The organism is Stenotrophomonas sp. NPDC078853 (genome assembly GCF_044901215.1).
In the GTDB taxonomy this organism is placed as follows: domain Bacteria; phylum Pseudomonadota; class Gammaproteobacteria; order Xanthomonadales; family Xanthomonadaceae; genus Stenotrophomonas; species Stenotrophomonas lacuserhaii.
Map to the genome: position 1 here is coordinate 154,819 of NZ_JBJDOQ010000004.1, position 14,170 is coordinate 168,988.

Consider the following 14,170-nt stretch of genomic DNA (forward strand, 5'->3'; position numbering starts at 1 on the left):
CGTCACGTTTCAGCCCCGATCGAACTCCTTCAATGGCGATGCCCGTCAAGCACGTCCGCGACGGGCATCTTTCCAACTGGAGAATTGCCAATGAACACGTTCGCCTACGCTTCACTGTTCGCCTGCCTTCTGGCAAGCACTACCGCATCGGGCCAGGACATCGACGCGGTGACGATGTTGGCACGTCCAACCCCGCAGCAATGCCATAACGCCTTCGACGCGTCATCCGCCGCGAGCAGCTGCAGCAATGCCAGGATGGAAGTCTGGGATCAGACCAACTGTACGATCTACGTGGATTGCCTGCGCAACGACGGCACGACCATCGGCAATCGCAGAACGGTGCCACTCCCGCAGGTATCTTCCCTACGCAACTGTGACGGCCTGCTCTGCTGAGAGCATGCAAAAGGCGGGGTGCTGGCCCCGCCTTCTCTCTGTCACGAAGCGTCGGTGACCGGCCCGAGTTCGTGCAGTACGGCGGTGGCGTAGCAGCCCGGCGGCAGCGCGAAGGACAGTTCCAGCACGCCTTCCTGCAGCCATTGGTGCTGCAGCAGCGCCGGACGCAGGCGCAGCGAACGGCGCTCGTGCTTCAGGCCTTCGGCTTCCAGCCCGGCACGCAGCGCCTGCGACTGCTCATCGTCGATCGCAGCCAGCTCCAGCGCACGCGCGGCATCGCTGCTGCGCAGGTCGCCGACGCCCCACAACGGGCCGCTGGGATGGATGTCGAAACGGGCGAGGCGTTCAGCCAGCACCTCGCTCCACGGCTCGGGACCGAACACGCTGCGGCTGCCATCCAGCATCCAGACCTCGCCGTCGATCGGCTGGTCCCAGCTGCCCTGCTCCACGCGCGCGGCGAGCACGCGGTTGAACAGGGCCGAACGGGCGGCCGACAGCAGCAGCGAACGCTGGTCCTTGCGCATGCGGCGGCCGCCGAACATCGCCAGCGCGGCGGGCACGTTGCCACCGTCGCGGCCGAAGCGCTGCTCACCGAACCAGTTGGGAATGCCGCGTTCGGCGATCTGCTGCAGGCGTGCGTCGATCGCTGCGGCATCACCGTCCACTTCGCGCAACACCAGCTTGAAGCGGTTGCCGGCCAGCGCCCCGCGCTGCAGCTTGCGGTTGTGCCAGGTCGAGGACACCACCTCCACTTCGTCGCTGGCCAGCAGGCCCAGGTCCGGCGCCACGCGCTTGGGCAGGTGCACGCTGAAGCGCTGGGTGGTGACCGCGTGCCGATCCTTCATCCCGGCAAAGCTCACCGCCATCTCCGGCAGGCCGGCCCACTGCGCCAGCAGCTTGGCCACGTGCACCGTATTGGCGCCGCGCTTGCGGATCTCCAGCAGCAGGTGTTCGCCTTCGCCGGTGGGTTCGAAGGACGGCAGTTCATCGACCTGGAAATCATCGGGCGTGCTGCGGACAAGTGCACGTGCGAACAGTGGCTCACCAAAGGCCAGCGGCAACGGCATCATGCCGCCACCAGCAGCACGATGGCCTGCGCTGCAATGCCTTCCTCGCGACCGGTGAAGCCCAGCTTCTCCGACGTGGTCGCCTTGATGCTGACCGCATCGACCGGCAGCTGCAGCAGCTCGGCGATGCGCTCGCGCATGGCCGCGGCATGCGGCCCGACCTTGGGACGTTCGCAGATCACGGTGATGTCGGTGTTGCCGACCTGCCAGCCACGCGAGCGCAGCAACACGTCGCAGTGCAGAAGGAAATCGCTGCTGTCGGCATCCTTCCAGCGGTCATCGCTGGGCGGGAAATGCTGGCCGATATCGCCCAGCGCCAGCGCACCGAGCATCGCATCGCACAGCGCGTGCAGGATCACATCGCCGTCGCTGTGCGCCAGCACGCCGGCGGTATGCGCAACGCGCACTCCCCCCAACATGATGTGGTCGCCCGGGCCGAAGGCATGGACGTCGTAACCCTGGCCAATGCGGACAGGCGGGAAAGGAAGCGTGGTCATCGGAACAGCCTTTGCTATGCAGCGCGCGCGCCGGTCATTCGGCGCGACGGGAAAGTACGAATTCGAAGCGATCCAGGTCCGCGGGCGTGGTGACCTTGAAGTTGTCCTCGCTGCCTTCCACAAGCACCGGACGCTGGCCCTGGCATTCCATGGCCATGGCATCGTCGGTAACCTCGATGCCAGCGGCAGCCGCCTCGGTCAGTGCCCGCGCCAACTGGTGGCGACGGAACAGCTGCGGGGTCAGTGCCCGCCACAGCCGCGCGCGCGGCTCGGTGCCGTCGATGCCGCCATCGTCGCCGGCGCGTTTCAACGTGTCGCGCACCGGGGCGGCCAGGATCGCACCCACCGGATCAGCGCGCCCCACTTCCAGCAGCCGGCTGAGATCGGCCAGCGCCAGGTTGGGCCGCGCCGCGTCATGCACCAGCACGAACTCATCGGCGCGCACGCTGTCGGGCAAGGCGAGCAGCCCGGCCAGCACCGACGCCGCCCGCGTCTCGCCGCCGTGGCAGGTCAGGACGGGCTTGCCGGACCATTCGGTCCAGCCCGGCCAATCCGCATCGTCGGCACTGATCACCACCATCGCACCGGCCACCGCAGGGTGCACCAGCAGGGCATCCAGGGTGTGGGCCAGCAGGGTCCGGCCGCCTGCCTGCAGGTACTGCTTGGGCACCGGAGCGCCGAAACGACTGCCACGACCGGCAGCGGGCACGATCACCCAGATCGCCGCGCTCATGGCACGTCGGCCGGGTGATCGGCTGGCGTCGGCGCGGCCACAGGGGCACGCACCGGGGCCACCGGCGCATCTTCGACCACGCGGTAGAACTTCTCGCCGGGCTTGATCATGCCCAGCTCGCTGCGCGCGCGCTCTTCGATGGCCGCCTGCCCTTCCTTCAGATCCTGGACTTCGGCAGCCAGCGCATCATTGCGCTGCTGCAGGCCATCGTTGTCACGGTTCTGGTGCTCGACCTGGGCTTCCAGGGTCATCACTTCGCCTGAATTGCCCGGGCCGAACCAGAAACGGTACTGCAACCATGCCAGCAGCAGGGCCAAGGCCAACAGCGCCCACCGCCAGTTGCGCATGGGATCAGCGCTTCAACGAAACGAAGGCATCACGACCGGCGTAACGCGCGCCGGCACCCAGCGCTTCTTCGATGCGCAGCAGCTGGTTGTACTTGGCCACGCGATCACTGCGGCACAGCGAACCGGTCTTGATCTGGGTTGCCGTGGTAGCAACGGCGATGTCGGCGATGGTGGTGTCTTCGGTCTCGCCCGAACGGTGCGACACGATGGCCGCGTAACCGGCGCGGTCGGCCATGGCGATCGCTTCCAGCGTTTCGCTCAGGGTGCCGATCTGGTTGACCTTGATCAGGATCGCGTTGGCGGTGCCCGAATCGATGCCTTCCTTGAAGATCTTCGGGTTGGTGACGAACAGATCGTCGCCGACCAGCTGCACCTTCTTGCCGATGCGGTCGGTCAGCAGCTTCCAGCCGGCCCAGTCGTTCTCGGCCAGGCCGTCTTCGATGGTGATGATCGGGTACTGGTTCGACCAGTCAGCGAGGAAGTCGACGAACTGCTCGGAGGTCAGGCGCTTGTTCTCGCCGACCAGGTTGTACTTGCCGTTTTCGTAGAACTCGCTGGAGGCCACGTCCAGGCCCAGCAGCACGTCGTCACCGGCGGTGTAACCGGCCTTGCCGATCGCTTCCAGGATGGTGTCGAGCGCTTCGACGTTGCTGCGGAAGTCCGGCGCGAAGCCGCCTTCGTCGCCCACGGCGGTGCTCAGGCCATGGCCCTTCAGCACCGACTTCAGCGAATGGAAGATCTCGGTACCGGCGCGCAGGCTTTCGGAGAACGAGCTGAAGCCCACCGGCAGCACCATGAACTCCTGGAAGTCCACGTTGTTGTCCGCGTGCGCACCACCGTTGATGATGTTCATCATCGGCACCGGCAGCGACGGTGAAACACCGGTCTTGCCAGCCAGGTACTGCCACAGCGCCTGCTTGTTCGATGCGGCGGCGGCATGCGCGGCGGCCATCGAAACACCGAGCAGCGCGTTGGCGCCCAGGCGGCCCTTGTTCTCGGTGCCATCGAGGTCGATCAGGCGGCGGTCAAGGCCTTCCTGGTCGGCGGCATCGAAGCCGGTCAGTGCGCCGGCAATGGCGCCGTTGATGTTCTCCACGGCCTTGCGCACGCCTTTGCCGAGGTAACGGGTCTTGTCACCGTCACGCAGTTCCACCGCTTCCTTGGTGCCGGTCGAGGCGCCGGAGGGGACTGCGGCGCGACCGAACGAACCGTCCTCCAGGATGACGTCGGCTTCCAGCGTGGGGTTGCCACGGCTGTCGAGGATTTCACGGGCGTGGATGCTGCGGATCGTACTCATGGGCTGGCCGGTTACCTGTCTGTAGAGGAAGGCGACAAAAACGAATGCCGCGTGATTATCCCCGCACGGCCGCCCATTGCCAAATCGGCGACTGAATCCCGTACCGACACGCCTGCAGCGCGGCTACCTAGAACAGGCGCGGCAACAGCAGGCAGGCCACCAGCAGGGCCAGCAGCGCGAGCGCTGCGATGCCTGCGGCCGGCCGTTGCGGCAGGCGCAGCGACAGCACACTGGCCACCAGGCAGCCGAGCGTCACCAGCACGCCGATGCAAAGTGTGATCAGCAGGGGAATGCGGGTCGCCCGCAGGGCATGGTCGCCATCGCCGGGCATGCCGACACTGGCGAGCACCAGGAAGGCCAGCATGAACACGCTGGCCCAAGCCGCCAGAGACAGGCCAAGGGCCGTCCAGCCCCATGGCCAGTGGCGCCACTGCCGCCGCTGGCGGCGCGCAGCGAGCGCCGCCCACGGATCAAGACTCATGCGAAGCGCGAGAAACCGTGCTTCTTGGTCACCGCATCGAGCTCCATCAGGGTCTCCAGCAGTTCTTCCATCCGATCCAGCGGCCAGGCATTGGGGCCATCGGACAGCGCCTTGGACGGGTCGGGATGGGTTTCGGCAAACAGGCCGGACACACCGACCGCGACCGCAGCACGCGACAGCACCGGCACGAATTCGCGCTGGCCACCGGAGCTGGTGCCCTGCCCGCCCGGCAGCTGCACCGAATGGGTGGCATCGAACACCACCGGGCAGCCGGTATCGCGCATCACCGAGAGCGAGCGCATGTCGCTGACCAGGTTGTTGTAGCCGAAGCTGGCACCGCGCTCGCAGACCATGATCTGCTCGTTGCCGGTCGCCTTGGCCTTCTCCACCACCGGCTTCATGTCCCATGGGGACAGGAACTGGCCCTTCTTGATGTTCACCGGCTTGCCGGCGGCACAGACCTTGGTGATGAAATCGGTCTGCCGGACCAGGAACGCAGGCGTCTGCAGCACATCGACCACCGAGGCCACTTCGTCCATCGGGGTGTACTCATGCACGTCGGTCAGCACCGGCACGCCGATCTGCTTCTTCACTTCGGCCAGTACCTTCAGGCCTTCTTCCATGCCCGGGCCACGGAAGGCGGTACCGGAGGTGCGGTTGGCCTTGTCGAAGCTGGACTTGAAGATGAAATTCACCCCGAGCCGGCCGGTGATTTCCTTCAGGCGGCCAGCGACGTCGAGCTGCAGCTGCATCGACTCGATCACGCAGGGGCCGGCGATCAGGAACAGGGGCTGGTCCAGCCCGACCTCGAATCCACACAGTTTCATGGCGTTTCCTTGTTGTGGCGCGGCGCCGGCACGGGCCGGCAGGCATCAGGGGTTCAAGCGCGGAACATGGGGGCTGCACGCCCCCACTGCAAGTCAGGCAACGGCGTCGGCCAGCGGCTGGCCCGCCGCCTTGCGCTCGCGCGCGGCACGGATGAAGCCGATGAACAACGGGTGGCCGGCACGCGGGGTGGACAGGAACTCCGGATGCGCCTGGCAGGCCAGGAACCACGGATGCGCACTGCGCGGCAGTTCGATCACTTCCACCAGGGTATCGTCCATCGACTTGCCCGCGATCACCAGGCCGGCATCTTCCAGCTGGGTGCGGTAGCGGTTGTTGAACTCGTAACGATGGCGGTGGCGCTCTTCCACCACGTCCTTGCCGTACAGCTCACGGGCCAGCGTGCCCGGCTTCAGGCGCTGCTCCTGCAGGCCCAGGCGCATGGTGCCGCCGAGGTCACTCTTGTCGTCACGCTTCTCCACGTCGCCGGTGGCGGTGCGCCATTCGGTGATCAGGCCGATCACCGGATCCGGCGACTGGCGGTCGTTCTCGGTGCTGTTGGCGCCTTCCAGGCCGGCCACGTGGCGGGCGTAATCCACCACCGCAGCCTGCATGCCGTAGCAGATGCCGAAGTACGGCACCTTGTGCTCGCGGGCGTACTGCGAGGTCAGCACCTTGCCTTCGAAGCCGCGGTCACCGAAGCCACCGGGCACCAGGATGCCATCGACATCGGCCAGGGCGGACATGTCGCTGCCTTCCAGCTCCTGCGCTTCCAGCCACTTCAGGGTGACCTTGGTGCGCTGGCGCAGGCCGCCATGCTTGAGCGCCTCGCCAACCGACTTGTACGCATCCTGGTGGTCCACGTACTTGCCCACCACCGCGATGGTCACCGCATCGAGCGGGTTGAGGGTGGCGTCCACCGCGTCTTCCCACATCGACAGGTCGACCGGACCGGCCTTGTCGGCCAGCTTGAACTGGTTCACCACGATGTCATCCAGGCCCTGTGCGTGCAGCCCCATCGGGATGCTGTACAGCACGTCCACGTCCGGCACGCTGATCACCGCGCGCTCGGAGACGTTGGTGAACTGGGCGATCTTGCGACGCTCCGAGTCCGGCACTGCCTGTTCGGAACGGCACAGCAGCACGTCCGGCTGGATGCCGATCGATCGCAGCTCCTTGACCGAATGCTGGGTCGGCTTGGTCTTCAGCTCGCCGGCCGCACTGATGTACGGCACCAGGGTGAGATGCATGAACAACGCCTTCTCCGGGCCGCGCTCGGTACGCACCTGGCGGATAGCCTCCAGGAACGGCAGCGACTCAATGTCGCCGACAGTGCCGCCGATTTCCACCAGCGCCACGTCGAAGCCCTCGGTGGCTTCGTCGATGCAGCGGCGGATCTCATCGGTGATGTGCGGAATCACCTGCACGGTGGCGCCGAGGTAGTCGCCGCGACGCTCCTTGCGGATCACGTTCTCGTAGATGCGCCCGGTGGTGACCGAGTTCTTGCGGCTCAAGCGGGTGCGCACGAAACGCTCGTAGTGGCCCAGGTCCAGGTCGGTCTCGGCGCCGTCATCGGTGACGTACACCTCGCCGTGCTGGAACGGGCTCATGGTGCCCGGGTCGACGTTGATGTACGGGTCGAGCTTCATCATCGTGACCTTCAGGCCACGGGCTTCGAGGATTGCGGCCAGTGACGCGGCGGCAATGCCTTTGCCGAGCGAGGACACCACGCCGCCGGTTACGAAAATCAAGGGAGTCATGGCTGCAAGCATCCTGTATTGAATTGAGGAACGGCCACGCCCCTCCGGCCCAACGGGCGGGGGGTAGGCAGAAAGGGGGATTGGCGACTCGCCGCGGCGGCGAGCAGGGAGGTAAGGGGGTGGCCAGCGAGCGAGGTCAGCTTGGCCGTGCCGGTCGTGGAGACCGTCACCTGCGCCCAGCCTTGCTGGCTGCCACGCATGGCCTTGCCAGTCCAATCGCTGATGGTGGACACGCACTACTCCCGGAAAGCGATAGTTTACAGATTGAAGGCCTCAACCCCAAGGGGCAGCCGGCAACCGGGCAAAAAGAAGGCCCCGGCAGAACCGGGGCCCGGGCACGCAAGCGCGGCAGATCAGCGCTTCTTGCGGGCTTCTTCCTCTTCTTCCTCGCTCTGCGGCGCCTGCTGGCCGTTGGCCTTCAGCTCGGCGTTGGCCTGCGCGCGGCGCTTGGCCTTGGCATCGGCTTCGGCCTGCGCCGGATTGGCCTGGTCGCCCTGCTGCGGCGCCGGCTGGCCGGCATTCTGGGCCAGCGCCAGCGGCACGGCGACCATGGCAGCGGCAACGATGGCGATAGTGAGCAGCTTCTTCATGGAGTCCTCCTCGCGGTAACGACCCTGAACATGGGGCCGCTGGGGTCGGTTTCCCAGCTATGGCCATTTTAGCGCCCCCGCTGGCCCGGCAGATGAACCGCAGGCGTGCAAAATCCCTGCCCAGACCGCACACTTGCGCGTCGCTCCAACGCTTTGAAACATAGATGAACACCCGCTATAACGCCGCCGATATCGAAGTCCTGTCCGGCCTTGACCCGGTCAAGCGCCGCCCCGGCATGTATACCGACACCACCCGCCCGAACCACCTGGCGCAGGAAGTGATCGACAACTCGGTGGACGAAGCGCTGGCCGGCCACGCGCGCTCCATCGAGATCACGCTGTACAAGGACGGCAGCGTGGAAGTCAGCGATGACGGCCGCGGCATGCCGGTGGACATCCACCCGGAAGAGAAGATCCCCGGCGTGGAACTGATCCTGACCCGCCTGCACGCGGGCGGCAAGTTCAACAACAACAACTACACCTTCTCCGGCGGCCTGCATGGCGTGGGCGTGAGCGTGGTCAACGCGCTGTCCACCCTGGTGGAACTGCACATCAAGCGCGAAGGCGCCGAGCACCGCATCACCTTCCGCAATGGCGACCTCGCCTCGCCGCTGGAAGTGGTCGGCAGCGTGGGCAAGAAGAACACCGGCACCCGCCTGCGCTTCTGGCCGGATCCGAAGTACTTCGATACGCCCAAATTCGCGGTGCGCGCGCTCAAGCACCTGCTGCGCGCCAAGGCCGTGCTGTGCCCCGGGCTGACGGTCAAGCTGACCGACGAAGCCACCGGCGAAGTGGACACCTGGCATTACGAAGACGGCCTGCGCGACTACCTGAAGTTGGAACTCGGCGAGCGCGAGATGCTGCCGGGCAACCTGTTCGTGGGCCACGTCAAGAAGGAAAACGAGATCGCCGACTGGGCCGTGGCGTGGATGCCCGAAGGCGAGCTGGTGCAGGAAAGCTACGTCAACCTGATCCCCACCGCCCAGCACGGTACCCACGTCAACGGCCTGCGTACCGGCCTGACCGAGGCGTTGCGCGAGTTCTGCGACTTCCGCAACCTGCTGCCGCGCGGCGTCAAGCTGGCGCCGGAAGATGTGTGGGACCGGGTCGCCTTCGTGCTGTCGATCAAGATGACCGACCCGCAGTTCAGCGGCCAGACCAAGGAACGCCTGTCCTCGCGGCAGGCCGCCGGCTTCGTCGAAGGCGCCGCCCATGATGCCTTCAGCCTGCTGCTGAACCAGAACGTGGAGATCGGCGAGCGCATCGCGCAGCTGGCCATCGAGCGCGCCAGCGCACGCCTGAAGACCGAAAAGCTGGTGGTGCGCAAGAAGGTCACCCAGGGCCCGGCCCTGCCCGGCAAGCTGGCCGACTGCATCAGCCAGGACCTGTCCCGCACCGAGCTGTTCCTGGTGGAAGGTGACTCGGCCGGCGGCAGCGCCAAGCAGGCCCGCGACAAGGATTTCCAGGCCATCATGCCGCTGCGTGGCAAGATCCTGAACACCTGGGAAGTCTCCTCCAACAGCGTGCTGGCCTCCGAGGAAGTGCACAACCTGGCCATCGCCATCGGTTGCGATCCGGGCAAGGAAGACATCAGTGGCCTGCGCTACGGCAAGGTCGTCATCCTGGCCGACGCCGACTCCGACGGCCTGCACATCGCCACCCTGCTCACCGCGCTGTTCCTGAAGCATTTCCCGGCGCTGGTCGATGCTGGCCACGTGTTCGTGGCGATGCCGCCGCTGTTCCGCATCGACGTGGGCAAGCAGGTGTTCTACGCGCTGGATGAAGAAGAGAAGCGCACCATGCTGGACAAGATCGAGCGCGAGAAGATCAAGGGTGCGATCAGCGTGACCCGCTTCAAGGGCCTGGGCGAGATGAACCCGCCGCAGCTGCGTGAATCGACCATCCATCCCGATACGCGACGTCTGGTGCAGCTGACCATCGATGATGGCGAGCAGACCCATTCGCTGATGGACATGCTGCTGGCGAAGAAGCGTGCATCGGATCGGAAGGGATGGTTGGAGACCAAGGGCGACCTGGCCTCGCTTGAAGCCTGACCAACAAAAAACGCCGGCCTTGAGGGCCGGCGTTTTTTTGTGCCGATGCGCGGCGTCGGGCGATCAGGCCCAGCCCACCATCTCGAACAGCTTGAGGATCAGGTAGGCACAGCCACCGGCCGCCGGGATGGTCAGGATCCAGGCCCATACGATGCGCTCGATCACGCCCAACCGCAGCGAACGCGGGTTCTTGGCAAAGCCAACGCCCATGATCGCCGTGGAGATGCTGTGCGTGGTCGACACCGGCATGCCGAAGTGCGCCGCCACGGTCAGCACCGTGGCCGAGCTGGTTTCCGCAGCGAAGCCATGGATCGGGTGCAGCTTGACCATCTTGTGGCCGAGCGTCTTGATGATCTTCCAGCCACCTGAAGCCGTACCGGCCGCCATCACCACCGCGCAGGTCAGCACGATCCACATCGCGATGCCGTCACCCGCACTCGCGTCGGGATGCATGAAGGCCAGGAACGAAGGCAGATTGTCCAGTGCACCGGTGGCCTCGGCGCCGATCAGCGTCATGGCGATGATGCCCATCGTCTTCTGCGCATCGTTGTGCCCGTGCGCGAAGCCCATGTAGGCCGCCGAGACGATCTGCGCCTTGCCGAAGAACATGTTGACGAAGCGCGGGCGTGCCAGGCGACCGATCGCCCCGCCCACCTTGGCCAGGCCGGCGATCATCGCCCACAGCAGCAGCATCACCACGATGCCGAGCAGGAAGCCGGCCACCGGCGAGGTGATCATCGGCACGAACACCTTCCACAGCAGGCCTTTGTTCTGCGCCCAGCTGCCCAGCCGCTCGGACCAGATCAAAGCATCCCAGTTGTTGTGGGCAGCGGCCAGGCCGGCGCCGCACAGGCCACCGATCAACGCGTGGGAGGAAGAGGACGGCAGCCCCTTCCACCAGGTGATCAGGTTCCAGATGATGCCGCCCAGCAGTGCGCACAGGATCACCTGCGGGGTCACGTCGACCACGTTGGTGTTGAGCAGGCCGGAGGCGATGGTCAGCGCAACGGCGGTGCCGGTCAGTGCGCCGATGAGGTTCATGAAGGCCGCCAGCATGACCGCCCAACCCGGCGACAGCACCTTGGTGGCGACCACGGTGGCGATGGAGTTGGCGGTATCGTGGAAGCCGTTGATGAACTCGAAGACGAGCGCGGCGAAAATCACCACCAGGACAAGGGTCAGCATCCGTGCGGCCCGTCAGCTGTTCTTCAAGACGATCTGGTACGCCACAACGCCCGCCTCGCGGCAGCGGTCGATGGCCTTTTCCAGGATCTCGAAGAATTCCTTCAGCAGGAACATCTGCAGGTGGTCCAGGCGACCGGAATAGATGTCGCGGTACAGCTCCAGCATCAGCCGGTCGGCCTCGTTTTCCAGCGCGCGCAGCTTTTCGTTGAGCGCGGTCATCCGGTCCAGGTTCATGTGGCGCAGGTCCGCCACCATTTCCACCACCACGGCGGCGGCCTGTTCCAGCATCGCCGCGCGCGGGGCGAAGTCGATGTGCTCCAGGTGGGCCACGGCCAGCGAATAGCGGTCAGCGAACTTTTCGACCTGCTTGGGAATCTTGTACAGCGCCGAGCCGAGCGCTTCGATGTCCTCGCGCTCGATCGGGGTCATGAAACTGTCCACCAGCGCCTGGCTGATCTTGTCCGACGCGGCGCGTTCACGCAGACGGGCAAGCTTGAAGGCATCCAGCGCAGGCTGGCGGTCGGACTCGCGCATCATCGCGTGCAGGGCGCGTGCGCTGTCGCTGGCCGCGACGGCGGCCTCATCAAGCAGGGTGTAGAACTGTTTGCCGGAGCCGAAAATGGTCTGCAGAGAGAACATTGAGAAACCTGTTCGCCGTCACGGGAAGGACGGCACCAGGTGGAATTATGACGGCTAGATGACCGTTGCGGGTACTCCCGGACATTTCTGACGGAATCCGCCCCCCAACCTGAACGGGCAGTTGCCGCTCGCCACCCTCTGTTTGCTAAGATGCCAGCGCGCCTACGGGCGCACACCTATGGACGACGACCCTTACCCCCCGCCGCCGCGCCCGACCCCGGTCCCCAGCGCCTGCCGCCATCGCAGACACCCTTCTTCCCTGCCACCAACCGGGGACGATGCCCGTGTTTGAACTGATTATTGTCCTGGCCCTGATCCTGCTCAACGGCTTCTTCGCCATGTCCGAGATGTCGGTCATGACCTCGCGCAAGAGCCGGCTCAAGCAGATGGCCGCCACCAGCAAGCGCGCCGAACGCGCACTGGAACTGTCCGAAAAGCCGGAAAGCTTCCTGTCCACGGTGCAGATCGGCATCACCCTGATCGGCATCCTGACCGGTGTGTTCGGTGGCGAGGCGATCGGCCTGGCCATCGCCGCCTGGCTGCACGACCTGTTCCCCGGCTTCGCCTACGCCAACCAGGTCGGCAAGGCACTGGCGGTGGCCTTGATCACCTTCCTGACGCTGATTTTCGGGGAGCTGGTGCCCAAGCGTCTTGCCATCACCCGCTCGGAAGATATCGCCGGCCTGGTTGCCTGGCCGATGGGCTGGCTTTCGCGGATCGCCTTCCCGGCCGTCTGGCTGCTGTCCCACAGCACCCGCCTGGTGCTGAGGGTGATCGGGCTGGGCAAGGATGAAGCGGCCAGCGTCACCGAAGAAGAGATCCGCATGCTGGTGGCCGAAAGCCACGAGGCCGGCGTGATCGACGCACACGAGCGCGACATGATGAACCGCGTGATGCGGCTGGGCGACCGCACCGCCGACAGCCTGATGACCCCGCGCAACCGCATTGCATGGCTGGATACCCAGGGCGCGCTGGAGAAGAACCTGGAGATCATGAGCGAGAACGAGTTCTCGCGGTATCCGGTGTACCGGGACAATGACTCGGACGTGGTCGGCATCCTTGAAATGAAGAGCCTGGCCACGCGCATGGCGCGCGGTGACCACGCCTTGTTCCAGAACCTGCGCGAGGTGCTGTACGTCTCTGAAAGCACCCATGCGATGAAGCTGCTGGAGATCTTCCGCGAGGAACAGCAGTCGGTCGCACTGGTGGTGGACGAGTACGGCGAAATCCAGGGCCTGGTCACCATCAGCGACCTGATGGGCGCGGTGGTCGGCCGTCTGCAGGCCACCGAAAACGCGGACGAAGATGCGCTGGTGGTGACCCGCGAAGACGGCTCGCTGCTGGTGGACGGCTCGCTGCCGATCGAAGACCTGCGCGAGCTGCTGGGCACCAATGACCTGCCCGATGCCGAGGACGGCGATTACTACACGCTGGCCGGCATGTGCATCCACTTCTTCGGCCGCATCCCGCACGTGGGGGAGTACTTCGACTGGGCCGGTTGGCGCATCGAGGTGATCGACCTGGACGGTGCGCGCGTGGACAAACTGCTGCTGCGCACGCTTTCCGACGAGCAGGCCGATGAACTCACCGCCTGATCCCGGCCTGCCGCCGGACGACGCGTGCCCCTCAGACAGCGGGTCGAACTACCGCAACGAAGGCATCCGCACGCTGTTGGCGATGTTCGAGTTCGGCGACCCGGCCCAGCACATGAAGCTGGGGCAGATCCTGCAGAACCTGCAGCAGAGTGCGTTCGGCGTGTTCCTGTTCATCGCCATCCTGCCCTCGTTCATCCCGATTCCCGGCGTGGGCGGGGCCCTCAGCGGTCCGCTGGTCATCCTGATCGGCGCGCAGATGATGTGCGGGCTGCGCAAGCCGTGGGTGCCGGGTTTCATCGCCCGCCGTGGACCCAGACGCGGCACGATGCACAGGTTCCTGGACCGTATCGATGGCGCGCTGCGCCGGCTCGACCGCCTGCTGAAGCCGCGGCTGCCGCAGCTCCTGCAGCCGGTTGCCGCGCATGCCTTCAGCGGCCTGCTGCTGGTGTTGCTGGGGGTGCTGCTGTCCCTGCCGATCCCCTTCACCAATTATCTGTTCGGCTTCCAGCTGCTGCTGTTTTCGCTGGCGCTGCTGGAACGCGATGGGGTGCTGATGCTGGTGAACTGGATAGCCGCAGTGGTCGCGGTGGTGTTCTTCGGTTTCAGTTCCGGGCAGTTGGTCGAGTACGTAGCGGAACTGTTGCAGCGCTGGTTCTGACCGACCGCAGTGTCGAGCAAGCTCGACACTGCAGACCGACTGCCGACCA

The 14,170-nt window shown here is 65.6% G+C and carries 15 protein-coding genes; 4 read left to right on the forward strand and 11 right to left on the reverse strand.

Features of this window, described 5'->3' with window-relative positions; all coding sequences use genetic code 11:
* Nucleotides 1-90 precede the first annotated feature (90 nt).
* Nucleotides 91-393: a hypothetical protein gene (locus ACI2JH_RS06290; protein ID WP_404735697.1), complete on the forward strand. Its 303-nt coding sequence runs from the start codon at nucleotides 91-93 to the stop codon at nucleotides 391-393.
* Between the two features lie 41 nt (nucleotides 394-434).
* Here the strand turns inward: ACI2JH_RS06290 and truD are convergent, their stop codons facing one another.
* The 9 genes from truD to ACI2JH_RS06335 form a co-directional block, all read right to left on the reverse strand.
* The gene (gene truD / locus ACI2JH_RS06295) at nucleotides 435-1,463 is read right to left on the reverse strand and encodes a tRNA pseudouridine(13) synthase TruD (protein WP_101100059.1); all 1,029 of its coding nucleotides are present in this window, start codon (nucleotides 1,461-1,463) and stop codon (nucleotides 435-437) included.
* Nucleotides 1,460-1,957 (reverse strand): 2-C-methyl-D-erythritol 2,4-cyclodiphosphate synthase, encoded by a 498-nt coding sequence (gene ispF, locus ACI2JH_RS06300; protein WP_101100058.1) that lies wholly within the window; start codon nucleotides 1,955-1,957, stop codon nucleotides 1,460-1,462. The genes truD and ispF overlap by 4 nt, the downstream gene beginning before the upstream one ends.
* Before the next feature lie 34 nt (nucleotides 1,958-1,991).
* Complete coding sequence (ispD, locus tag ACI2JH_RS06305) at nucleotides 1,992-2,690, reverse strand: 2-C-methyl-D-erythritol 4-phosphate cytidylyltransferase (protein WP_042613029.1); 699 nt, start codon at nucleotides 2,688-2,690, stop codon at nucleotides 1,992-1,994.
* Entirely contained in the window at nucleotides 2,687-3,037 is a 351-nt protein-coding gene (gene ftsB, locus ACI2JH_RS06310) for a cell division protein FtsB (RefSeq protein WP_042613028.1), read from the reverse strand. Before ftsB ends, ispD begins: the two co-directional genes overlap by 4 nt.
* 4 nt (nucleotides 3,038-3,041) lie before the next feature.
* Nucleotides 3,042-4,334 carry a phosphopyruvate hydratase gene (gene eno / locus ACI2JH_RS06315; protein ID WP_101100057.1) on the reverse strand — a complete coding sequence of 431 codons (1,293 nt, stop codon included), beginning with the start codon at nucleotides 4,332-4,334 and terminating at the stop codon, nucleotides 3,042-3,044.
* A gap of 127 nt (nucleotides 4,335-4,461) precedes the next feature.
* Nucleotides 4,462-4,815 (reverse strand): hypothetical protein, encoded by a 354-nt coding sequence (locus tag ACI2JH_RS06320; RefSeq protein WP_101100056.1) that lies wholly within the window; start codon nucleotides 4,813-4,815, stop codon nucleotides 4,462-4,464.
* Nucleotides 4,812-5,642, reverse strand: coding sequence for a 3-deoxy-8-phosphooctulonate synthase (gene kdsA, locus ACI2JH_RS06325; RefSeq protein ID WP_101100055.1), 831 nt, complete (start codon nucleotides 5,640-5,642; stop codon nucleotides 4,812-4,814). Before kdsA ends, ACI2JH_RS06320 begins: the two co-directional genes overlap by 4 nt.
* Before the next feature lie 93 nt (nucleotides 5,643-5,735).
* A complete protein-coding gene (locus ACI2JH_RS06330; protein WP_101100054.1) occupies nucleotides 5,736-7,400 on the reverse strand; it encodes a CTP synthase in 1,665 nt (554 codons plus the stop codon).
* A gap of 353 nt (nucleotides 7,401-7,753) precedes the next feature.
* Nucleotides 7,754-7,990 carry a hypothetical protein gene (locus ACI2JH_RS06335; RefSeq protein WP_404735698.1) on the reverse strand — a complete coding sequence of 79 codons (237 nt, stop codon included), beginning with the start codon at nucleotides 7,988-7,990 and terminating at the stop codon, nucleotides 7,754-7,756.
* 164 nt (nucleotides 7,991-8,154) lie between these two features.
* Here ACI2JH_RS06335 and parE point away from each other — a divergent pair, with 164 nt between their 5' ends.
* Nucleotides 8,155-10,044 (forward strand): DNA topoisomerase IV subunit B, encoded by a 1,890-nt coding sequence (gene parE / locus ACI2JH_RS06340; protein ID WP_042613022.1) that lies wholly within the window; start codon nucleotides 8,155-8,157, stop codon nucleotides 10,042-10,044.
* A gap of 63 nt (nucleotides 10,045-10,107) precedes the next feature.
* Here the strand turns inward: parE and ACI2JH_RS06345 are convergent, their stop codons facing one another.
* Together ACI2JH_RS06345 and ACI2JH_RS06350 are read right to left on the reverse strand one after the other, a co-directional pair.
* Complete coding sequence (locus ACI2JH_RS06345) at nucleotides 10,108-11,229, reverse strand: inorganic phosphate transporter (RefSeq protein WP_101100052.1); 1,122 nt, start codon at nucleotides 11,227-11,229, stop codon at nucleotides 10,108-10,110.
* Nucleotides 11,230-11,241: 12 nt separating this feature from the next.
* Nucleotides 11,242-11,868 (reverse strand): DUF47 domain-containing protein, encoded by a 627-nt coding sequence (locus tag ACI2JH_RS06350; RefSeq protein ID WP_042613020.1) that lies wholly within the window; start codon nucleotides 11,866-11,868, stop codon nucleotides 11,242-11,244.
* Between the two features lie 284 nt (nucleotides 11,869-12,152).
* On the opposite strand from ACI2JH_RS06350, the gene ACI2JH_RS06355 reads away from it, so the two are divergent.
* On the forward strand, nucleotides 12,153-13,463 hold the full coding sequence (locus ACI2JH_RS06355; protein WP_101100132.1) for a hemolysin family protein: 1,311 nt from the start codon (nucleotides 12,153-12,155) through the stop codon (nucleotides 13,461-13,463).
* Complete coding sequence (locus ACI2JH_RS06360; RefSeq protein ID WP_101100051.1) at nucleotides 13,447-14,121, forward strand: exopolysaccharide biosynthesis protein; 675 nt, start codon at nucleotides 13,447-13,449, stop codon at nucleotides 14,119-14,121. Before ACI2JH_RS06355 ends, ACI2JH_RS06360 begins: the two co-directional genes overlap by 17 nt.
* Nucleotides 14,122-14,170 lie beyond the last annotated feature (49 nt).